The sequence below is a fragment of the Lacisediminihabitans sp. genome, from assembly GCF_036569425.1.
In the GTDB taxonomy this organism is placed as follows: Bacteria; Actinomycetota; Actinomycetes; order Actinomycetales; family Microbacteriaceae; genus Lacisediminihabitans.
This window is the reverse complement of sequence record NZ_DATCQQ010000016.1, coordinates 28,775-48,982: the sequence shown is the minus strand read 5'-3', so window position 1 is coordinate 48,982 and position 20,208 is coordinate 28,775. Positions and strand designations below refer to the sequence as shown.

23 protein-coding genes are annotated in these 20,208 nt (G+C 70.1%); 9 read left to right on the top strand and 14 right to left on the bottom strand.

All coding sequences use genetic code 11. The annotated features are described in order from the left end of the window. Positions 1-62 precede the first annotated feature (62 nt). Complete coding sequence (locus VIM54_RS02335; RefSeq protein ID WP_331898829.1) at positions 63-656, bottom strand: TetR/AcrR family transcriptional regulator; 594 nt, start codon at positions 654-656, stop codon at positions 63-65. Between the two features lie 124 nt (positions 657-780). Here VIM54_RS02335 and VIM54_RS02330 point away from each other — a divergent pair, with 124 nt between their 5' ends. The 4 genes from VIM54_RS02330 (at position 781) to VIM54_RS02315 (ending at position 4,960) form a co-directional block, all read left to right on the top strand. Beyond that, complete coding sequence (locus VIM54_RS02330; RefSeq protein WP_331898827.1) at positions 781-1,608, top strand: oxidoreductase; 828 nt, start codon at positions 781-783, stop codon at positions 1,606-1,608. A 120-nt stretch (positions 1,609-1,728) separates the two neighbouring features. After that, positions 1,729-2,910 carry an alanine--glyoxylate aminotransferase family protein gene (locus VIM54_RS02325; protein WP_331898901.1) on the top strand — a complete coding sequence of 394 codons (1,182 nt, stop codon included), beginning with the start codon at positions 1,729-1,731 and terminating at the stop codon, positions 2,908-2,910. Beyond that, positions 2,907-4,145, top strand: coding sequence for an allantoate amidohydrolase (locus tag VIM54_RS02320; protein WP_331898825.1), 1,239 nt, complete (start codon positions 2,907-2,909; stop codon positions 4,143-4,145). The genes VIM54_RS02325 and VIM54_RS02320 overlap by 4 nt, the downstream gene beginning before the upstream one ends. Further along, a complete protein-coding gene (locus VIM54_RS02315; protein ID WP_331898824.1) occupies positions 4,142-4,960 on the top strand; it encodes a MurR/RpiR family transcriptional regulator in 819 nt (272 codons plus the stop codon). The genes VIM54_RS02320 and VIM54_RS02315 overlap by 4 nt, the downstream gene beginning before the upstream one ends. 104 nt (positions 4,961-5,064) lie before the next feature. On the opposite strand, the gene VIM54_RS02310 is transcribed toward VIM54_RS02315, so the two are convergent. Then, positions 5,065-5,646: a nucleotidyltransferase family protein gene (locus VIM54_RS02310; RefSeq protein WP_331898823.1), complete on the bottom strand. Its 582-nt coding sequence runs from the start codon at positions 5,644-5,646 to the stop codon at positions 5,065-5,067. Positions 5,647-5,665: 19 nt separating this feature from the next. Between VIM54_RS02310 and uraD the strand changes: the two genes are divergently transcribed. Together uraD and uraH are read left to right on the top strand one after the other, a co-directional pair. Further along, the gene (gene uraD / locus VIM54_RS02305; RefSeq protein ID WP_331898822.1) at positions 5,666-6,163 is read left to right on the top strand and encodes a 2-oxo-4-hydroxy-4-carboxy-5-ureidoimidazoline decarboxylase; all 498 of its coding nucleotides are present in this window, start codon (positions 5,666-5,668) and stop codon (positions 6,161-6,163) included. Then, on the top strand, positions 6,160-6,486 hold the full coding sequence (gene uraH / locus VIM54_RS02300; protein WP_331898820.1) for a hydroxyisourate hydrolase: 327 nt from the start codon (positions 6,160-6,162) through the stop codon (positions 6,484-6,486). The genes uraD and uraH overlap by 4 nt, the downstream gene beginning before the upstream one ends. A gap of 17 nt (positions 6,487-6,503) precedes the next feature. Here the strand turns inward: uraH and VIM54_RS02295 are convergent, their stop codons facing one another. The 4 genes from VIM54_RS02295 to allB form a co-directional block, all read right to left on the bottom strand. Next, complete coding sequence (locus tag VIM54_RS02295) at positions 6,504-6,836, bottom strand: cupin domain-containing protein (protein WP_331898818.1); 333 nt, start codon at positions 6,834-6,836, stop codon at positions 6,504-6,506. 63 nt (positions 6,837-6,899) lie between these two features. Next, positions 6,900-7,379, bottom strand: a complete 480-nt coding sequence (locus tag VIM54_RS02290; RefSeq protein WP_331898816.1) for a nucleoside deaminase — start codon at positions 7,377-7,379, stop codon at positions 6,900-6,902. Beyond that, positions 7,376-8,269, bottom strand: a complete 894-nt coding sequence (gene pucL, locus VIM54_RS02285) for a factor-independent urate hydroxylase (RefSeq protein WP_331898814.1) — start codon at positions 8,267-8,269, stop codon at positions 7,376-7,378. The genes VIM54_RS02290 and pucL overlap by 4 nt, the downstream gene beginning before the upstream one ends. A 56-nt stretch (positions 8,270-8,325) precedes the next feature. Beyond that, the gene (gene allB / locus VIM54_RS02280) at positions 8,326-9,672 is read right to left on the bottom strand and encodes an allantoinase AllB (protein WP_331898812.1); all 1,347 of its coding nucleotides are present in this window, start codon (positions 9,670-9,672) and stop codon (positions 8,326-8,328) included. A gap of 149 nt (positions 9,673-9,821) precedes the next feature. Between allB and VIM54_RS02275 the strand changes: the two genes are divergently transcribed. The 3 genes from VIM54_RS02275 to VIM54_RS02265 all read left to right on the top strand — a co-directional run bounded on the left by VIM54_RS02275 (position 9,822) and on the right by VIM54_RS02265 (position 12,541). Beyond that, positions 9,822-10,667 carry an alpha/beta hydrolase gene (locus VIM54_RS02275; RefSeq protein ID WP_331898810.1) on the top strand — a complete coding sequence of 282 codons (846 nt, stop codon included), beginning with the start codon at positions 9,822-9,824 and terminating at the stop codon, positions 10,665-10,667. Positions 10,668-10,781: 114 nt separating this feature from the next. Next, positions 10,782-11,834 carry a methylenetetrahydrofolate reductase C-terminal domain-containing protein gene (locus VIM54_RS02270; RefSeq protein ID WP_331898808.1) on the top strand — a complete coding sequence of 351 codons (1,053 nt, stop codon included), beginning with the start codon at positions 10,782-10,784 and terminating at the stop codon, positions 11,832-11,834. After that, positions 11,831-12,541: a class I SAM-dependent methyltransferase gene (locus VIM54_RS02265; RefSeq protein ID WP_331898806.1), complete on the top strand. Its 711-nt coding sequence runs from the start codon at positions 11,831-11,833 to the stop codon at positions 12,539-12,541. The genes VIM54_RS02270 and VIM54_RS02265 overlap by 4 nt, the downstream gene beginning before the upstream one ends. Here the strand turns inward: VIM54_RS02265 and VIM54_RS02260 are convergent. From VIM54_RS02260 to VIM54_RS02225, 8 genes are read right to left on the bottom strand one after another with little or no spacing between them, the layout of a single operon-like run. Continuing rightward, positions 12,538-13,110, bottom strand: coding sequence for a pyridoxine/pyridoxamine 5'-phosphate oxidase (locus VIM54_RS02260; RefSeq protein WP_331898804.1), 573 nt, complete (start codon positions 13,108-13,110; stop codon positions 12,538-12,540). The genes VIM54_RS02265 and VIM54_RS02260 overlap by 4 nt on opposite strands. Then, positions 13,107-13,883, bottom strand: coding sequence for a creatininase family protein (locus VIM54_RS02255; RefSeq protein ID WP_331898802.1), 777 nt, complete (start codon positions 13,881-13,883; stop codon positions 13,107-13,109). Before VIM54_RS02255 ends, VIM54_RS02260 begins: the two co-directional genes overlap by 4 nt. Beyond that, on the bottom strand, positions 13,880-15,196 hold the full coding sequence (locus tag VIM54_RS02250; protein WP_331898800.1) for an FAD-binding oxidoreductase: 1,317 nt from the start codon (positions 15,194-15,196) through the stop codon (positions 13,880-13,882). Before VIM54_RS02250 ends, VIM54_RS02255 begins: the two co-directional genes overlap by 4 nt. 39 nt (positions 15,197-15,235) lie before the next feature. Next, entirely contained in the window at positions 15,236-15,997 is a 762-nt protein-coding gene (locus VIM54_RS02245) for an SDR family oxidoreductase (protein ID WP_331898798.1), read from the bottom strand. Positions 15,998-16,004: 7 nt separating this feature from the next. Further along, positions 16,005-17,183: an ABC transporter substrate-binding protein gene (locus VIM54_RS02240; protein ID WP_331898796.1), complete on the bottom strand. Its 1,179-nt coding sequence runs from the start codon at positions 17,181-17,183 to the stop codon at positions 16,005-16,007. Positions 17,184-17,241: 58 nt separating this feature from the next. Continuing rightward, positions 17,242-18,105: an ABC transporter permease gene (locus tag VIM54_RS02235; RefSeq protein WP_331898794.1), complete on the bottom strand. Its 864-nt coding sequence runs from the start codon at positions 18,103-18,105 to the stop codon at positions 17,242-17,244. Beyond that, the gene (locus tag VIM54_RS02230; protein WP_331898792.1) at positions 18,105-18,884 is read right to left on the bottom strand and encodes an ABC transporter ATP-binding protein; all 780 of its coding nucleotides are present in this window, start codon (positions 18,882-18,884) and stop codon (positions 18,105-18,107) included. Before VIM54_RS02230 ends, VIM54_RS02235 begins: the two co-directional genes overlap by 1 nt. Next, positions 18,885-20,153, bottom strand: coding sequence for an amidohydrolase family protein (locus VIM54_RS02225; RefSeq protein WP_331898790.1), 1,269 nt, complete (start codon positions 20,151-20,153; stop codon positions 18,885-18,887). Positions 20,154-20,208: the final 55 nt, after the last annotated feature.

Sequence of the window (20,208 nt, the reverse complement as noted above, 5' to 3'; positions counted from 1 at the left end):
GGCACCGGCTATCGCGAGATTATGTCGTGTAGAGGCTCGTCGTCGATGGGGGCTGTGCCTGGTCAGGAGCGTCGGGACTGTAGCGCCGCTCGGGACCGCAGCGCGGCTCGGGACTGCAGCGCGGCGATCGCGGCGGTCAGCGCCGCGCGGTGCTCGCGAAGTCGCTTGTCTGACCATGGCTCGTCGCTCGCGGCCGCCCGCAGCGCGGGGCTGGCCATGAACCAGGAGGTGACGAGGCCGAGGGCGAGTGCGAGGGTGTCAACGGCTTCCGCATCCCCCTGCGCCGTGAGCGCCGCGACCTTCGCGGCGTAGGCCGTGGTCTCGACGGCCGTCGCCTCGGCGCGCTCGAGTTGGGCCCACACCGACACGCGGCCGAGCAGCGGGTTGGCAACGATGAAGTCGAAGAGCGCACCCCCGTAGCCGGGGAGGTCGTCGGCGGTGAATGGCACCTCGACCTCGAGTTGCGCGATGGTCTGCTCGATCACGATGTCGAACAGCCTCTCCTTCACCCCGAAGTGCACGTAGATCGAGCGCTTGTTGGCACTGGCGGTCTCGGCGATGCGGTCCACGCGGGCGCCGGCCAGCCCGTACTCGGCGAACTCGGCGCGGGCGGCGGCGAGAATTCGACGCTTGGTTTCGGTGGCGTCGGGCGGCATGCCCTCATCATACAAGGTAACCAACCAGATATTGACGAACCCGTCGAGGTGTGTCAGGGTAAGTAATAATCCGGATAGTTACCTACCTATTCGGTTCACACACCTCCCACAGAAGGACACCATCATGGCCAGGAAAGTCGCTCTCGTCACCGGCGCATCGTCGGGAATCGGCGAGGTCACCGCACGCCACCTGAACGAGCTCGGCTACACCGTGTACGCGGCGGCGAGGCGCACCGAGCGGATGAGCGGGCTCGCCGCGCTGGGCATCCGCCCGGTGGCCGTGGATGTGACGGACGACGCCTCGATGGTGACGCTGGTGAACGAGATCGTTGCCGACACCGGCCGGATCGACGTGCTCGTCAACAACGCCGGGTACGGCTCGTACGGCGCGCTCGAGGACGTTCCGATGGCCGAGGCTCGCCGCCAGTTCGAGGTGAACATCTTCGGGCTGGCCAGGCTCACGCAGCTCGTGCTGCCGCACATGCGCGCGCAGAAGGACGGCTACATCGTGAACATCTCCTCGATGGGCGGCAAGATCTGGGAGCCGCTCGGAAGCTGGTACCACGCCACCAAGTTCGCGGTCGAGGGCCTCAGCGACAGCCTCCGGGTGGAGGTGGCCCCGTTCGGCATCAAGGTCGTGATCATCGAGCCGGGAATCATCCGCAGCGAATGGGCGGCAATCTCCGCCGACGGGCTCGAGTCGACATCGGCCGGAACCGTCTACAGTGAGCAGGCGAGGGGCATGGTCCGCTCGTTCCGCGCGGCCAACGACGGACGGCTCGCGTCCGAACCGATCGTCGTGGCAAAGGCCATCGGCCGGGCAGTGCAGAGCCGGAGGCCGCGCACCCGGTACGCGGTCGGTGGCGGCGCCGGCCCCATCATCCTGCTTCGGCGGGTGCTCGGCGACCGTGGATTCGACCGGTTCATCGCGCGCACACTCGCGAGCGACTGACCGGGCGGCCGAAACCCGGCTGAAACATCCGTTCCGTAGAATCAGGATCTGAAACATCTGACTCACGTTGCGGAAGGGCCCACAGTGTCGCACCAGATCAACCCCCCCCAGCGGCTGCTCATGGGGCCGGGCCCGATCAACGCGGACCCGCGCGTGCTGCGCGCCATGTCCGCGCAGCTCGTCGGCCAGTACGACCCGGCGATGACCGCGTACATGAACGAGACGATGGGGCTCTACCGGGGAGTCTTCCGCACCGCAAACGCCGCCACCCTCGTCGTCGACGGCACCTCCCGCGCCGGCATCGAGGCTGCCCTCGTCTCGCTCATCGAGCCGGGCGACCGAGTGCTCGTGCCCGTCTTCGGGCGATTCGGGCACCTGCTGCGCGAGATCGCCGAGAGGTGCGGGGCGGAGGTGCACGTGGTCGAGCGGGAGTGGGGCACGGTGTTCACTCCGGCCGAGATCGAGCGGGCGATCGTCGAGACGAGGCCGAAGCTCGTCGCGATCGTGCACGGCGACACGTCCACGACGCTCGCCCAGCCGCTCGAGGAGCTCGGTGCCCTCTGCGCGAAGCACGGGGCGATCCTGTACACGGATGCCACGGCATCCCTCGGCGGCAACGCCTTCGAGGTGGATGCCTGGGGCATCGACGTCGCCACGGCCGGGCTGCAGAAGTGCCTCGCCGGGCCGTCCGGCAGCGCCCCGATCACCCTGTCGGAGCGCGCGGTCGAGGCGGTGAACGCGCGCAAGAGCATCGAGGCGGGCATCCGCTCGGTCGGCGACGCGGTGAGCGCGAGCCCCATCCGCTCCAACTACTTCGACCTGGCGATGATCCTCGACTACTGGGGACCCAAGCGGCTCAACCACCACACGGAGGCGACGTCGATGCTCTACGGCGCCCGCGAGTGCGCCCGGCTGCTCGTGGAGGAGGGGATCCCCGAGGCGGTGGAGCGCCATCGGCTGCACGGCTCGGCGATGGTCGCCGGCCTCGGCGGCCTCGGACTCGACCTCTTCGGCGACCAGGGGGCGCGGATGAACAACGTGGTCGGCGTGGAGATCCCGGCCGGCATCGACGGCGACGCCGCCCGGGCCGCCCTGCTCACCGACTACGGCATCGAGATCGGCACCTCATTCGGGCCGCTGCACGGCCGGGTCTGGCGCATCGGCACCATGGGCTACAACGCCCGGCGGGACACGGTGCTCACGACCCTCGCCGCGCTCGAGCAGGTGCTGCGGCGGGGCGGCGTCCCGGTGACCGCCGGCGGCGGCGTCGGCGCGGCCATCGACTTCTACGGCGAGCGATGACGCTCACCACCGCCCAGCTCGCCATTGCCCGGGTCATCCTCGACCGCTGCGACGAGCTCGCGACGCACAGCTCCCGTGAGACCGGTATCGAACGGGTCTACCTGTCCGCGGAGCATCGGGCGGTCAACGAGCTCGCAGCGGAGTGGATGCGCGGGGCCGGCCTCGCTCCCTGGCAGGACCCGGCGGGCAACCTGTGCGGCCGGCTCGAAGGCTCGAGCCCCGGACTGCCCGCGCTGCTGCTCGGCTCCCACCTCGACACCGTGCCGGGCGCCGGGCGCTACGACGGCATCCTCGGTGTGCTCGCGGCGATCGCCGTGGCCTCCCGAGTGCCGGCAGGCGAGCTGCCGTTCGCCCTGGAGGTCGTGGCGTTCGGCGACGAGGAGGGCACGCGCTTCGGCGCCACCCTGCTCGGCTCCCGCGCCCTCGCCGGCACCTGGCGACCGGAGTGGGCCGGACTCGTGGACAACGACGGCATCACCCTCGGCGACGCGGCGACCGCGTTCGGCCTCGATCCGGAACGCATCGGGGACGCGGCCCGCGACCCGGCCTCCCTCGTCGGCTACCTCGAGGCGCACATCGAGCAGGGGCCGCTGCTCGAGGACGCAGGCCGAGCCCTCGGCGTCGTAACCTCGATCGCGGCCGCGCGCCGACTACTCGTGACCCTCACCGGCGAGGCTCGGCACTGCGCAACCCCGTGGAACCTCCGGCACGACGCCCTGCTCGGGGCCAGCGAGGCGATCCTCGCCATCGAGCGGATCGCACGCGAGCACGGCAGCCCGGCCACTGTCGGGCACATCTCCGTGGAGCCGGATGCCGTGAACGTGATTCCGGGTACCGCCGAGTTCAGCCTCGACCTGCGCGACGAGACGGTCGAGGGCCGGGACCGCACCTGGCTGGCCATCCTGGCCGAGATCGAGCGTATCGCCGCGGACCGCGGCCTGGGCGTTGCCGTCGCCGAGACCCACTCGGCCCCGGCCGTGCAGTGCGCCCCGGAGTTGCGCGAGGTGATCCGCGCGGGCGTGCGCTGGACGGGCGACACCGACCCCCTCGAGCTGCACAGCATCGCCGGCCACGACGCGATGGCGGTCGCCGCCGTCACGGACGTCGGCATGCTCTTCGTGCGCTGCCGGGGAGGCATCAGCCACCACGCCGACGAATCCGTGCTGCTCGAGGATGTCGCGCTTGCTGTCGACGCGCTGCACGCGGCCGTTCTCGCCCGGGCGGCCCGGTCGTGACGCCCGGCCTCCTCGCCCGGATCGAGCAGGGCTACGGCGAGCTGTCCCCGCAGGAGCAGCGCGCCGCCGACTTCCTGCGCGACCACCTCGCCGACCTCGCCATCTACAACGCCACCGAGGTGGCGCGGCTCAGTGGGGTGTCGAAGGCCACCATCAGCCGGCTCTACCGCCGGCTCGGGTTCGGCAGCGCCGAGGAGTTGCGCGACCACGTGCGCGGGCTGCGGGCGGCGGGCACGCCGATCGCGACGGACGCTCCGATGAGCGTCACCGCCCACCTCGAGCGGGAGGTGGCCAACCTGCGCGCGGCGCTCGCCGCTCCGAAGCTCGAGCCGGCGGCGGCGCTCATCGCCTCGGCGAAGCGGGTGCTCGTGATCGGCTTCCGCAACAGCTATCCGGTGGCCCTGCACCTGCGCCAGCAGCTCGCCCAGGCGCGGGACGGCGTGGAGCTCGCGCCGCTGCCCGGCCAGTCCCTCGGCGAGGAACTCGTCTCCCTGGCGCCGGACGACGTGGTCGTCCTCGTGGGGTTCCGCCGCCGCCCCGAGGCGTTCGCCCGGCTCGTCGCGGCGGTGTCGTCGGCGCCGGCCCGCTCGGTGCTGCTCACGGACTCCACCGGCCGCCGCTTCGCGTCCGATGTCGATCACCTCCTCGAATGCCCGGTCGACAGCGTCTCGGCCTTCGACAGCTACGCGGCGGCGACGAGCCTGGTGAGCGTGCTCTCGGCGGCCGTGCTCGGGGCTCGGCTGCGCGAGGGACGCGAGCGGATCGCCGGAATCGGCGCCGCCTACGATCGGCTCGGAGAGCTCGAAGGGCCATGACCGGGGCTCCTTCCGGTATCGGACCTTCGTTTTCGTTGTGTCAATTCGGCGTGACACCAGGTCGAATTGACACGCGAAGAGTCGGTCCCGATCGATGTCAGTCCCTATCGATATCGGGCCCGGTCGATGTCGCGGCCGTCGAAGAGGTCGCCGCACTCGACCTCGGTCACGCCGTGCGCCACGAGGTAGGAGCGCGCGCCCCGGTCGCCTGCGACCTCGGCACCCACCGCGGCCCAGTGCGACCGCCCGATGAGCACCGGATGCCCCGGCCGGCCGTCGAAGACGGCCTGGCGCAGCGTCGAGGCGCGCGCGTCGTCGCCGAGCACTCGGAGGGCGACGACGAGCGGCAGGTCCGGCAGGTCGACGAGCGTGATGAGCGCGGCCACGGCATCCGTCTCCGCTGCGGCGGCAAGGCCCACGCGCAGCGACTCGGCCATGCCGTCCGCCCAGCGATCCGCGACGACCACCGCGACCCCGGACGGCACGAGTGGCGCCGCCTCGGCCGCGCGGGCGCCGAGCACCGCGATCACCGGATCACAGCCGGCCGCGCGCAGCAGGGTAGCCGCCCGGGCGAGCCACGGCTCGCCGTCCGCGGTGTGCAGAAGCGCCTTGGGGCTGCCGATGCGCGTGCCGGCTCCCGCCGCGAGGACGACGCCTGCGACTTCGGGCACTGCGGTGTCGGCCATGGGTAATGTTAGGCAGACCATGATGGAAATCCCCCTCAGCGAACTCCGCGAGAATCTCAGAGCGTGCCTCTCCGTGCAGCGCTGGATCGACGATGTCGTGCTCGCGGCCCCCTTCGACGACGTCGCCCAGTTGCTCGCCGTGGCCCACGACGCGGCCACGCCGCTGAGCCCAGCCGAGATCGACGAGGCCATCGCGCACCATCCGCGCATCGGCGAGAAGCCGCAGGGCGAGGGCGCCGCCCAGGACTTCAGCCGCAGCGAGCAGGCCGGACTGGGCGAAGACGAGAGCGAGTCCGGGCTCGCCGCGGCGATCGCCGCCGGCAACGGGGCATACGAGGATCGCTTCGGGCGCGTCTTCATCATCCGTGCGGCCGGACGCACTCGCGCCGAGATTCTCGAGGAACTCGAGCGGCGCCTCGAGCTGCCGAACAGCACCGAGCTCGAGATCGTGGGAGAACAGCTCCGGGAGATCGCCCTCATCCGGCTCGAGAAGATCTACGGGCGGGAGCTCCCGTGAGCCACGTCACCACGCACGTTCTCGACGCGGCGCTCGGCCGGCCGGCGTCGGGGGTCGCCGTGTCGCTCGAGAGCGAGGATGGCAGCCTGCTCGGCTCCGCGGTGACCGGCGCCGACGGGCGGGCGGGCGAACTCGGACCGGATGCCCTCCCGGCCGGTGCGTACCGTCTCGTCTTCGACACGGCAGCCTACTTCGCCGCGACGGCCACTCCCACCTTCTACCCGCGCGTGAGCATCGACTTCGACCTCGCGGACGCCTCGGCGCACTATCACGTTCCGCTGCTGCTCAGCCCGTTCGGCTACTCGACGTACCGCGGCAGCTGACCACGGTCGCCGCCTCTTCACCGCCTCTTCACCACCGTGAGGAGCATGACCGAGTCCTCCACGGCATCCACCGAATGGCGCCCCTCCGGCATGATCATCAGGTCGCCGACCGAACCGTTCCACGAGACGTCCCCGGACCGCAGCAGCACTCGGCCGACGAGCACCTGCAGGGTGGCCTCTCCCGGGTTCTCGTGCTCGGCGAGGCTCTCGCCTGCCCGCAGGGCGATGAGCGTCTGACGGAGCTGATGCTCGTGCCCGCCGAACACGGTGCTCGAACTGCGCCCGCTCGGGGCGTCGAGTGCCTGCGCCAGTTCGTGCCGAGCAAGAGCAATGAGTGAGGACTTCTGCATGTCGTCGCTCCCTTCGCTGGGTGACGCCGGAACGTCATGTTCCCAGTGTGCTCCTCCCGCGGCTCAGTAGTCGGTTCGGCCGTCCTGGGCGAGCCACGCGTCGAACGGCTCCTGGGAGTTGTCTGGCCGCACGGCGACGACCGGCATCGGCCAGCTGGCCCGATCCCGGCTGAACAGCTCGTAGAACTCGAGGTCGTCGAATCCGCCGCGCGCGGCGTCGTGGCGGTCGGCCGCGAACACGACCCGGTCGACGCGGGCCCAGAGCGCAGCCGAGAGGCAGAGCGGGCACGGTTCGCAGGACGTGTAGAGCGTCGCGCCGGCGAGCGAGAAGTCGCCGATGGCGAGGCACGCGGCGCGGATGGCCACCACCTCCGCGTGGGCGGTCGGATCGAGCGTGGCGGTCACCCGGTTCTGGCCCTCGGCCAGCAGCGCGCCGTCCTTCACCATGAGGGCACCGAACGGCCCGCCGCCGTTCGCCACGTTCTCGGTGGCGAGCTCGATCGTGCGCGCGAGCCACGCGGCGTCGGTCGGCGCCGCGGTCATGCGAGACCCGCGGATGATCGCCAGGCCTCGTGCGCATCCGGTGCATCGTCGCGCAACACCGTCGCCTCGATGAGCCCGTACGGCCGGTCGGCGGCGAAGAAGACCTCGCCGGGGTTCTCGAGCCCGAAGGGGGAGAGGTCCACCACGAAATGGTGCTTGTTGGGCGCGGTCAGGCGCACCTCGGCGATCGAGGGGAAGGCCTCGAGCACGGCCTTGCCCATGTGCCAGAGAGTCTGCTGGAGAGCGAGTGACTGCAGCACGGCGAACTCCTTGATCATGATCGCCTTGACGCCGGCGTACACCTCGTCCCACGGCACGTCGGTGCTGGTGAACCGCCACTTGGCCACGAGGGAGGTCGCCATCACTCGGTCGTGGGTCTCGGGCAGGGTCGTGTACTCGTCGGTGAGGAAGCCCGCGAACTCGGAGCCGGTGGACTTCAGCAGCACGAGATCCTTGAACCCGCCGACCACGTACTCGCCGGTCGCGTCGACGGTGACCGCCGCCGTGCGCACCTCCTGCCCGCTGCGCGTCCAGGTGTGGTCGTGCTCGACGCCGTCGACGATCGCTCGCTGCCAGGCGTACTCCTCGATCTCGATGCGGGCGCCCTCCACCGGCCCGATGTCGGTCACGAAGTGCCGGGCCAGATCCAGTCCGAAGTGCTCCATCGAGGAGACGCCCTTCGACCGGGCGAAGGCGTATGCGGTGTTCTTCTGCGTGTCGGTCGGCAGCACGTCGGACTGGTCGCCGACGAGGTAGGCCGGATCGAACGGCCCGCGAAGCGCCGTCGTCACGTTGAGGTCGCGGATCTCGTGTCGCGGCTGGTCGCGGTAGATGCGAACGAGCCGCGATTCGGCCTTTCCGTACTGGTGGTCGCCCAGGATTATTGCCATGCCCGATTGTGCCAAATCAATGTGACGGCGATGTTTCCGCAGCGTGCCGACAGGGCTCATCGGCCGGCCTCGAGCAGGCGTCCGCTGGGCGCGGCATCCGGTGCTGTCGACACCGGGTTCCCGGCGAGCCAGGTGCGCCGTGCGACGCCGCGAAGGCTCGCGCCGTCGTACGCGCTCACCGGGTTCCGGTGCTGCAGGGCCTCGGCGTGCACCGTGAAGCTCTCGTTCGGCGCGAAGGCGACGAGGTCGGCAGCCGCTCCCACGGCGATGCGGCCCTTGCCGGGCAGGCCCACGAGATCCGCCGGGCCGGTCGACATCCAGCCGAGCACGCGCTCGAGCGGGATGCCGCGCGCGTGCGCCTCGGTCCAGACCGCCGCGAGCCCGACCTGCAGGCCGGCGATGCCGCCCCAGGCGAGTCCGAAGTCGCCGCCGTGCGCGAACTTGAGGGCCGCGGTGCTCGGGCTGTGGTCGGTGACGACGATGTCGATGTCGCCGTCGAGCAGCGCCTGCCAGAGCGCGTCGCGGTTGGCGTCCGACCGGATGGGCGGGCAGCACTTGAACTGCGTCGCGGCATCCGGGATCCGCTCCGCCGCGAACGCCAGGTAGTGCGGGCAGGTCTCCACCGTGATCGGCAGCCCTTCGGCGCGGGCGGCGCGCAGGGCGGGCAGGGCCATCGCCGAGGACAGGTGCAGGATGTGCGCGCGAGCACCGGTGCGGCGCACCCCGGCGATCACCCGTTCGATCGCCGTGGTTTCCGCCTCGTCCGGGCGGGAGTCGACGAACCGGCGGTAGTCGACCCCTCCGGCGTTCGCGTGCGCGTCGAGCACGGCCGGGTCCTCGGCGTGCACGATGAGCAGGCCGCCGAACCCCGCGATCTCCTCGAGCGCCCGGTCGAGCTGGGCGGCGTCGAGGTGCTCGAACTCGTCGACGCCCGAGGGGGCGAGGAAGGCCTTGAAGCCGAAGACTCCGGCGTCGTGCATGCTCTCGAGGGTGCCGAGGTTCTGCGGCACCGCGCCGCCCCAGAAGCCGACGTCCACGATCGACTGCGGCGCGGCCGACGCCCGCTTGGTCGCGAGCGCCTCGACCGTGACGGTGGCCGGGATGCTGTTGAGCGGCATGTCGATGATCGTCGTGACGCCGCCGGCGGCCGCGGCCCTGGTCGCCGACGCGAAGCCCTCCCACTCGGTGCGACCCGGTTCGTTGACGTGCACGTGCGAGTCGACGAGCCCGGGGATGAGCACCTCGTCGTCGGCGAGGGTGACGGTCTCGTCGCCCTCAAGCGGCGAGGAGCTGATCGCGGCGATCCGGCCGCCGGAGACGCCGATGTCGGCGGGGCTGAACTGTCCGTCGACGAGCACGGATGCCGCCCGCAGGACGAGGTCGAATCGGTGCGCTGGTGGCATCGTTTCATTATCGCGGACTCGGGCGCGTGCTCGGTTCAACTGAAGTTCGCGAACCGTTCCGTCGTTCGCCTTGCATCGAGAACCGACGTTCTCTAGGATTGGAGCACCAGCCGAGAACGGACGTTCTCGGTTTCTACGAAGGGAACAACATGTCGTACATCACCGTCGGCCAGGAGAACTCCACGGACATCGAGCTGTACTACGAGGACCACGGATCTGGGCAGCCGGTCGTGCTCATCCACGGCTATCCCCTCGACGGGCATTCCTGGGAGCGCCAGACGAAGGTGCTCATCGCCGCCGGTTACCGCGTGATCACCTACGACCGACGCGGCTTCGGCCAGTCCAGCCAGCCGACAGTCGGGTACGACTACGACACCTTCGCGGCCGACCTCGACGCCGTGCTGACGACCCTGGACCTTACGGATGTCGTGCTCGTCGGATTCTCGATGGGCACCGGTGAACTGGCCCGCTACGTCGCCAATCACGGCGCCGACCGGGTGGCGAAGCTCGCTTTCCTCGCCTCACTCGAGCCGTTCCTGCTGCAGACCGACGACAATCCGACCGGCGTTCCCCGCGAGGTCTTCGACGGCATCGAGCAGGCGGCATCCGCCGACCGTTTCGCCTGGTTCACGGGCTTCTACCAGAACTTCTACAACCTCGACGAGAACCTCGGCAGCCGCATCAGCGAGGAGGCGGTGCGCAACAGCTGGAACGTCGCCGCGTCGAGCGCGGCCATCGTCGCCGCCGGTGTGGTGCCCAGCTGGATCGAGGACTTCCGCGGCGACGTGGCGAAGGTGCGCGCCTCGGGCACGCCGAGCCTCATCCTGCACGGCACGAAGGACCAGATCCTGCCGATCGACGCGTCGGGCCGCGAGTTCCACCGCGTCTTCCCCGAGGCCGAGTACGTGGAGGTCGATGGCGCTCCGCACGGCCTGCTCTGGACCCACGCCGACGAGGTGAACGCGGCACTGCTCGCCTTCCTCGGCAAGTCCTAACCCTCGCGGCGGGGGAAAGTAGTTCGCGGAGGGGGTTGCGACTCCCGCCGCGAGCCCTCTTCCCCGCCGCGCGGCGCGCTTTCTCCCTCCGCGACGGCGCCCTAGGCTGAGGCCATGACCGGCCTGCTCGAGTGTCCCAAGCGCATGGAGTACGGCCCGTGCGGCGGGGTGCAGTTCGACGGAAGCTGCGAGGTCTCGCCGCAGGCGTGCGTGTTCCTCGAGACGCCGACCGTGCGCTGGAACGACGCCGGGGACGCAGATCCCGGCCCGTCCGCGACGCCCCGGTCGATGCCGCCCCAGTCCGTCGGCGCCGTGCGGATGCGCGGGCTCCTTGCCGCGAGGCAGGTCGTCGTCGCCGACTTCCCGGCGCGCGCCCTCGACGCGGCGTCTCTCGCGGAGTGCGCCGCGGCGCTGGGTGGACGCGTGGATGCCGTGCTCGCCGGGGACGCCGGAACCGCGCGCGTGCAGTTCTCGCCCTCGTATCGCGCCCACCTCATCCGGTCGGCCGGACTCGACGTGTGGACCGGGTTCAACTGCCGCGACCGAAACCGGGTGGCGATGGAGGGCGAGCTCGCCGGCCTCGCCCACGTCGGCGTGTCCGGGGTGCACTGCGTCACCGGCGACCACACCCTCACCGGGTCGCGGCCCGATGCCCTGCCGGTGTTCGACCTCGACTCCACGGAGGCGGCCGCGCTCGCCCGCGCGAACGGGCACCTCGTCTCGGTCGCGGAGTCGCCGGCCGCCCCGCCGGTGGATCGCCGCCCGTCCCGGCTGCTCGAGAAGCAGCACGCGGGAGCGGAGGTCTGCTTCGTCAACCACTGCGGAGGCGCGGCGGCCGTAGCCGCGTTCGTCCGCGCCTCGCAGGACGTCGGCGTGACAATGGGGTTCATCCCCTGCGTGCCCATCGTCGTCGACCGGGGCAGCGCGGAGCTGCTGCGGAGCTTCACGACGCTCGTCCTCCCGGACGGCTACCTCGACCGCATCCTCGCCGCGCGCGATCCATTCGCGGAGGGCGTGGCCGCCGCCGCCGACCTGGCGCGGTCGTTCCTCGCGATCGACGGCGTCGCGGGAGTGAACCTGTCCGGCGGCGCCGGCCCCGGCCGGGAGGCCTGGTTCGCCGAGGCGCTCGCGCGGATTTCTGATGAGTTGGAGTTGGTGGGCGAATGAGCAACGCGATGTGGGACGAGCGCTACACGCAGGCGGCAGCGGCCGGATCGACGGTGTGGTCGCGGGGGCCGAACGCGTGGGTCGAGTCGACGGTCGGTGGGCTGCCAGCGGGCAGGGCGGTGGATCTCGCGGCAGGCGAGGGCAGGAACGCCCTGTGGCTGGCGTCCCTCGGCTGGTCGGTGACCGCTGTGGACTTCTCGGCGGCGGGGCTCGCGATCGGGAAGGCGCGCGCCGCGGAGCTCGGCGGCGACATAGAACGCGGCGACATTGAACGCGGCGACATCGACCGGGCCGACGTCGACCGGGCCGACGTCGACCGGGCCGACATCGACCGGGCCGGCATCGATCGGGCCGGCATCGACTGGGTGGTCGCGGACGCGACCGCGTGGGTCGCGCCGGAGCCGGTCGACCTCGTCGTGATCGCCTACCTCCAGCTTCCGGCCGCGGAGCTCGCCCGGGCGGTCGCCAACGCCGCGGCGTCCCTCCTGCCGGGCGGCACCCTGGCCATGATCGGCCACGACCGCGAGAATCTCACGCGCGGCATGGGCGGCCCGCAGAACCCGCTGATCCTGCACGACGTCGCGGAGCTGCGCGCCGCCGCGACCGGCGCGGCCCTCGACATCGTGGAGTGCGCCCGCCTCGAGCGGAAGGTGGCTGGCGGTGTCGCGATCGACACCGTCCTGCTCGCCCGCACACCCTCGGCCTAGCCGGGAAGGTGCGCGACCGTCCATCCGCCGGACGTCGCCCGGTACTCGAGGCGGCGGCTCGCCGCCTCCTGGTCGCTCGTCCAGAACGTCATCCGACTCGGGCGCACGAGGAAGCCGATCCAGTTGTCCGGCTGTTCGAAACCCGAGGGGTGGGAGGCCGTGAAGGCCGCCCAGCGGGCGCGGCGCTCCTCATCCGGCATCTGCGCGTACTCGAAGGTGTTGAGCCAGGCGAGCTGCTGCAGGTACGGCGAACGCGACCGGTAGGCCGCCGCGATCTCCGCCGCCGGCGCGACCTCGGCCCGGCCCTGCACCACGAGCTGGCGCGTGAAACCCGGCCAGAGGAAGGAGAGCGCCACGGCGGGATTGGCGACGATGCTCGCCGCCTTGCGGGACAGCGCGTCGGTGTGGAAGTAGAAGCCCTGCGCGTCGAATTCGGTGAGCAGCACGGTGCGGGCGTCCGGCTCCCCGGATGCCGACACCGTCGCGACCGTCATCTGCGGCCGCTCGGGGTCGTCGTTTGCCGGCAGCCACTCGGCCACGAGGGCCCACGGCTCGCTCGGCTCCCTCATGGCTGGTGCCTGAACCCGGCGATCTCGGTGAGGGCCGCGACCCCGTTGGCCACCGCGCGCTCGAACAGCGTCGCTCCCCATTCGGCCGTCGCGCCGGTGGCGTCGCCAATCACCCCGGACGGCCCGAAGTCGTTGCTGAGCCACCCGAAGCTCACCGGCCCGCCGTTGAACTTGATGTGCTCGAGGTCGGCCATGTGGTCCGGCACCCATCGCTCGGCGAGGGAGAGGTCAACGAGATCCGGCCGGAGGTGAAGGATCATGGATGTCTCGCTGTGCCCGCCGTGGATGCCGAAGCCGCGCTCGTCCGGGCCATCGATCCCGTCGCCGGCGGTGATCGATGCCCCCATCAGGAACGTGCGCAGCCCGAACCGGCGGCGCAGCTCGCGCAGCGCCACCTGCAGCAGGGCGATGTTGCCGCCGTGCCCGTTGTAGAACACGAGAGTCTTCGCGGGGGTCGCGGCGACCGACCGGCCGATGTCTACGACCGTCTGCATGAGCGTGTCCCAGGTGAGCCACACGGTGCCGGGCGCCCAGTGGTGCTCGTCCGACTTCGTGTAGGCGAGGGACGGCAGCAGCCAGACGTCGCGGCCGGCCGCGGCGGCGGTCTCCACGACGGCCCGCCCGATCTGGTCGGCCATGAGGTAGTCGGTGGAGAGCGGCAGGTGCGGACCGTGATGCTCGATCGCGCCGGTCGGCAGCACGAGGATCGAGTCCTCGGTGAGTGCAGCGTTCGCGGCCGGACCGGACAGGTCGACGAGGTTGCGGGTGTTCATCGCTGGTCTCCCGTCACGACGGCCGGTTCGCGCCGCAGCTTGCCCGGGTTGAGCAGGCCGTGCGGGTCGGTCGTCTCGGCCAGCCGCGCGGTGCGCTCCGGCTGGTAGTCCACGAACCACTGGTGCGGGTTGTGGTAGCCGACCCCGAGTTCGGCCAGTCGGTCGAAACCCGCGTAGACCTCGTCCGCGGTGGAGTAGACGCCCGCGAGCATCCCGATCGGGCGGCCCTTCTGCGCCTCGATGTGCAGCATCCCTCCCGGGTACACGGCCTGCACCTCGTCGATGCGGTCGACGAGCGCATCGCCGGACACCTCGACGTGGAAGTAGGTGTCTGGATAGGCCTTCTGCAGCCACTCGATCGGGTGGTTGTACGACATCATGCTGATCTTCATCGAGGCCTGGGCGCCCTCCCTCACGTCCTCGACCAGGCCGCCGGCCGCCTCGACGAGCCTGGTCGCCTCCGCGACGGATGCCGCATCGAGAATCGCCCGCAGGCTCGCCCGGTCGGCGGGGATCGCCGCATCCGTCGGCAGCGCGTTCGCGAGAGTGGCCTGGTCGGCCGACACGAGCCTGGGCGTCGGCTCGAGGTCGGCGAACGGGCGGATCACGGCGAGCGCCTGCTCGAACGTGTCGAAGCTCGCGAAGAATCCGCGCCAGTCCTGCAGCGGTTCGAGGGCGACCGTCGCGCGCACGATGATGCCCGCCGTGCCGTAGTTGTGGATGTATGGTTCGGCATCCGCGCCCACCACGTGCACGAGAGTCGCGTCCGGAACAGCGTGCACGACGTCGAGCGCGAGGGCGAATCCGGTGTGCAGCATGCCGTGTTTGATGGAGCCGGTGCCGCCGGAGCCGCCGGAGAGGAAGCCGCCGATCGACGAGTTCGCGGTGGACGGATACATCAGCACCTGCTGGCCGGCCCGGTTCGCGGCCTGCTCGAGCGCCGCGAGCGATGCCCCCGCATCCGCCGTGATGTAGCCGTCACCGACCTCCACGATCGTGCGCGCCTTCGACAGGTCGAGCACGAGTCCGCCGCTCATCGGGATCGCCTGGCCGTAGTTGCCGGTTCCCTTGCCGCGCGGGGTGATCGGCACGCCGTGGCGCACCGCGGCGGCCACCGCGAGGGCGGCCTGCTCGGCGGTTGTCGGCCACGCCACGAGGTCCGCGAGGCCGAGGGGGAGCTGTTCGGTGATCACCGGGGAGAGCCGAGACCCGTCCACCGACGCGCGTTCGCGCGCGACGAGTTCCGCGCTCACCCCCTTGTCGCCGAGGATTCCGCGAAGTTCGGTTTCGAGTGCCGTGAGGGGGTCGTTCATGGGATTTCCTTTGGATCGAGCATCAGTGTGGATCGCGAATCAGTGCATGACCATGCCGCCGGTGACGTTGATCGCCTGGCCGGTGAGGTAGTTGGCGTCCTGGGACGCGAGGAACAGGGCGACGCCCGCGACATCCGACGGTTCGCCGAGTCGGCCGAGCGGCGAGAACGACGACCAGGTCTTCACATCGTCGTCGGTGCGGGTGGCGGCGCCCATGTCGGTGAGCACGTAGCCGGGGCAGAGCGAGTTCGCGACGATGCCGTGCTCGCCCCACTCGAGCGCCGCAACCCGGGTGAGCGCGACGACGGCGGCCTTCGAGGCGGCGTAGTGGCCCTCGCCGGCCCCGCCCCTCTTCGCCGCCATGCTCGCGAGGTTGATGATCTTGCCGCCCTCGCCCGCCGCGATCATCGACCGCGCGGCGACCTGCATGGTGGTGAGCATCGCCCGGGTGTTGATCGAGAACATCTCGTTCCAGTCGGCGACGGTCACCTCGAGCAGCGGCAGGCAGCGCAGGATGCCGGCGCTGTTGACGAGGATGTCGATGCCGCCGAGTCCGGCGATCGCCGCCTCGGTGGCCGCCGTCGTGTCGACCGGATCGACGAGGTCGACGGCGTGGAAGCTGCCGCCGAGCTCGCCGGCGAGGCGCGAGCCCTCGTCGACGAGCCGGTCGAGGATGCTCACGCTGGCACCCTCCGACGCGAATCGGTTGGCGATCGCCCCGCCGATGCCCCGTGCCCCACCGGTGACGACGACGCGCTTGCCCGCGAGCCGCCCGGTCGCCGTCACCAGTGGGTCATTCATGAGTGGTTCAGAATCCGATCGTCTTGTCGATGAATTCGTTGGTGAACAGGTCGGTCGCCTTCAGTCCGGCCTTCGGCGCTGACCCCGTCTTCGTGAACAGCGGGGTGTCGATGTCGATGACCTTCTGCACGCGCGCCTCGTCGAAGTCGCCGACGTAGGCGTTGTCGCCGTTCGTGGCGATCTTGAGCTTCTTCATCTGGCTGACGCCGAAGTCCGCGACCTTCTCGGAGTAGACCCAGCCGTTGTTGTAGGCCGTCACGAGGTCGGCGATGAGCGTGTTGGTCGCCGCCGGCTTCGAGATGTAGTCCACGTCGGCCTGCTGCAGCACCGGCACCAGCTTCTTGAGGCAGGGGCTGAGCTTCTCGAGGTCACCGCTGCGCACCGAGATGGCCTCGGGGTAGATCGGGTAGCCCGTGTCGTTGATGAGCTGGAAGTTCACCGGCTTGCCCCACGCGCTCACCTCGTTCTCGTAGATGTACGGCTCGGCCGTGGCGAAGCCCTGCTGGCCGTCCTTGCCCTTGGCCGTGACGAACTTGGCGGGGGTGCCGTCGTACGCGCCATCCGTCTGCGCCTCCGGGAGGATCCCCGAGCCCTGCAGGTAGCCCATGTACGCGGCCCCCTGGAAGTAGCGCACGACACCGCCGTCCGCCTTGAGCGCCTCGCCGAGGTCCTTGATGGTCTTGACCTTCGGATAGGTGGACGGGTCCCACATGATCATCTGCGGGGAGATGTTGTTCTCGGCGAACACCGCGGTGGTCGGCAGGGTCGCCGACAGCTGCACGGCCTCGTCGGTGGAGACGTAGGCGAGGGTGATGTCCTTGTCCTTGTACAGCTCGGAGCTCACGGTGGAGAAGCCGATGGCCGGGCCGCCCGAGCGCACCTCGACCTTGACCCCGGTGGACTTGCCGCCGGAGTAGAGGTCACCGCTCACCGCCTTCTTGTCGGCGTTGATCACGGGGTTCGGCCCGAGAAGCTGGTAGAGGTGGCCGTGGTCGGCCTCCGGGTTCCAGTCGGTCTGGATGGTGACGGTTGCCGGGCAAACTCCGGACAGGTCGACGGCGCCTGCTGCGGCGGTCGGTGCCGAGCTGCTGCTGCTGGACGGGCTGCTCGCGCAACCGGCCAGGGCGATTCCCGCAGCGAACACCATGCCGACGGCGATGGTGGAGCGAACTGCTGTTCTGTGCATTGCTTCTCCTCTTGGTGGTGGGGGTGCGAAGGGTGTTGCGGGTAAAAACCGGGGACGATCAGCCGAAGTCGTACCACTTGCCCACGACGAGGCGGCCGAGCCGGCCGAAGAAGAGGAAGACCGCGATGCCGAGCAGTGAGGCGATGATGATCGCGGCGAAGGTGCCGGGACCGTTGAGACGCGCGGTCGCCACCTGGATGAGCACTCCGAGGCCCGGCGTGCCGCGCTGGAAGAAGAGGTCACCCACGATCGCGCCGATAACGGAGAGTCCCGCGGCGTTGCGAAGCCCGAGGAAGATCGACGGCATGGCCGCTGGGAACCTCAATTTCATCAGCGTGGTGACCCTTCCGGCACCCTGGAGCTCGAAGAGTTCCCGCTGCGATTGATCCACAGACTGGAGACCGAAGAGGGTGTTGGAGACCATGGGGAAGATGGCGATGATTGTGGCCACGATCACCCGGGAGAGAAACTCGTACCCGAAGAGGGACCCGATCAATGGCACCAGGGCCAGGATCGGGATGCACTGGAGGATCACCGCATAGGGATAGAGCGATCGTTCGATCCATTTTGCGAGTGACATCAGGGTTGCCCACCCGACACCGATGATGATGGCGCAGGCCAGCCCGGTGAGCGCAACCTGGGTCGTGTTCAGCAGATCGGCGTAGAGGAGGGGTGTGAAGAACGGGTCGCCGTAGAATTCTTTGAGCACGAGATGCGGATACGGGATCAGGTAGGGCAGCTGCACCACCTTGTCGTAGTACAGCGCGATGACGTAGCCGACTCCCACGAGAATCGCGAACACGACCAGTGGTGGCCACCACAGCGACGACCGGCGCGAGTAGAACCGGAAGACACGCACCTGCTGCCGTTGAGAATCCGAAGTGGCGCCCGAAGTGATTTCCTGGCTCGACGTCAATGACATCAGCTGTGCCCCTCTCTGAGCGCGTGGGAGACTTCGCCGACGAGGGCCCCGAACTCCGGGGTGAAGCGGATGTCCGGATCCCGCGGCATCGGGAAGGGCACGTCGAAGGTGCCGACGATCGACCCAGGCCGGCCGGACATCACGATGACCTTGGTCGAGAGGTAGACGGCCTCGGAGACGGAGTGGGTGATGAACAACCCGGCGAACTGCTTCTCTACGAAGAGCCGCAGCAGCTCGTCGTTGAGGCGCTCGCGGGTGATCTCGTCGAGGGCGCCGAACGGCTCGTCGAAGAGGAACAGCTCAGGTTCGAGGGTGAGCGAGCGGGCGAGCGAGGTGCGCATCCTCATGCCCCCTGACAGCTGCTTGGGCAGGTTCTTCTCGAAGCCACCGAGGCCGACCAGATCGATGGCCTCCTGTGCCTTCGTGCGCCGCTCCTTCGCCTTCATGCCGCTCAACTCGGCCAGCAGCTCCACGTTGTCGGCGACGGAGCGCCAGGGCAGCAGCGTTGCGTCCTGGAAGACGTAGCCGATGCGATCGGTGTCCACGACGACGCTGCCCTCCGAAGACACCTCGAGGCCCGACGCGATGCGCAGGAGTGTCGACTTTCCGCACCCCGACGGCCCGACCACGGTGACGAATTCGCCCCGGTTCACGGTGAGGTCGACCCCGCGAAGGGCGACGGTGCCGTTGGGGAAGGTCATCTCCACGTTGGTGAAGTCGAGCAGGGTTCCGGCGGACCGGGGCGCGGCGGTGGGCCGGGCGGGAGCTGTCGCGGACATCTACAGCATCACCTCTCTTCTGGTTAGCGGGGCGGTGGAGGGCGCGGCCACTTCGTAGGTCACCCGGCTCTGGGCGACGAGGCTGCCGGCGTGGATCACGAAACGGTCGGCCGAGGCGTTCGCCACGACATCCGAGAGGGTGGCGCCGCGCACGGCGAGCAGTTCCGCCCGCGCCCCCACCTCGACGCCGGCAAGGGGGAGCGACATCACCGAGCGCGCCCCGGTGCTCACCGCGGCGTACGCCTCGTCGAGCGTGAGGTGGCCGGCGGTCACGAGCAGGGACGCCGTCTCGAGAGCGTCGCTGCGCCCCACCGGGTTGAACGGGTCGCGCACGTTGTCGGCCCCGGCCCCCACCCGCACCCCGGAATCCAGCAGCGCGCGCAGCGCGGTGAGCCCGCGCGGAGTGGACACCGCGTGCTGCCGGCCCTGCAGGTAGAGGTTGGTGATCGGCAGGGAGATTATCCCGATGTCGCTCGCGAGCACCTCGGTGATCACCGCCTGCAGCGCGTCGGGCTCAAGCGTGCCGAGGCGCACGCAGTGCCCGGCCGACACGGTGCGGGTGGCCGGCCAGTCCCGCACGATCCTGGCGAATTCGATGATCGTGGGTTCCCCGGAGAGCCCCTCGTCGGTGTGGATGTCGACGCCGACGTCGCGACGCTCGGCGATCGCGAGCAGCCGGCCCAGGTCGTCGTGCGGCTCCGGTGCGAGATGAGGAGCCCCGCCCACCAGTTCGACGCCGAGGTCAAGGGCCTGCTCGATCGTGGAATCCATCGTGTTCCAGCCGGCGAGGGCGACAAGCTCGATGTCCATGAGCCCGGCGAGTTCGTCCCGCACCTGGCAGAGCGCGTGCACGCCGCGCAGCGGGTCGTCCCCGGTGAGCATGTCCACGTGGCTGCGCACCGCGGTCGTGCCCTGCCGCAGCATGAGCAACGCGGCCTCCCGAGCCCGATCCGCGATGCTCTCCACCGTCATCACGCAGGAGTAGTCCTTCCACGAGGCGATCGCGAGTCCGAGGTCGCCCATGGGCGGGTTGATCAGGTCCCAGGACAGGGCCTTGTCGAGGTGGGCGTGAGGTTCGGCCGGCGCGGTGAGCAGCAGGAAGCCGTCGAGGTCGAGGGATGCGCCGGGCAGATGCGCGGTGGCCGGCCGACCGGTGCCGGCGGGGCAGACGGTGCACACGGTGTCGTCATCGAGTTCGACGTCGACCACCGAGCCGTCGGGGAGCGTCGCGTTGGTCAGCAGGGTGAGCCGACGGGGAAGCGCGGGCATGGGCGGCCTCCCTAAGAATCCAAGGGGTGTGCAGCCACCGCAGCGCTGAGCCGGT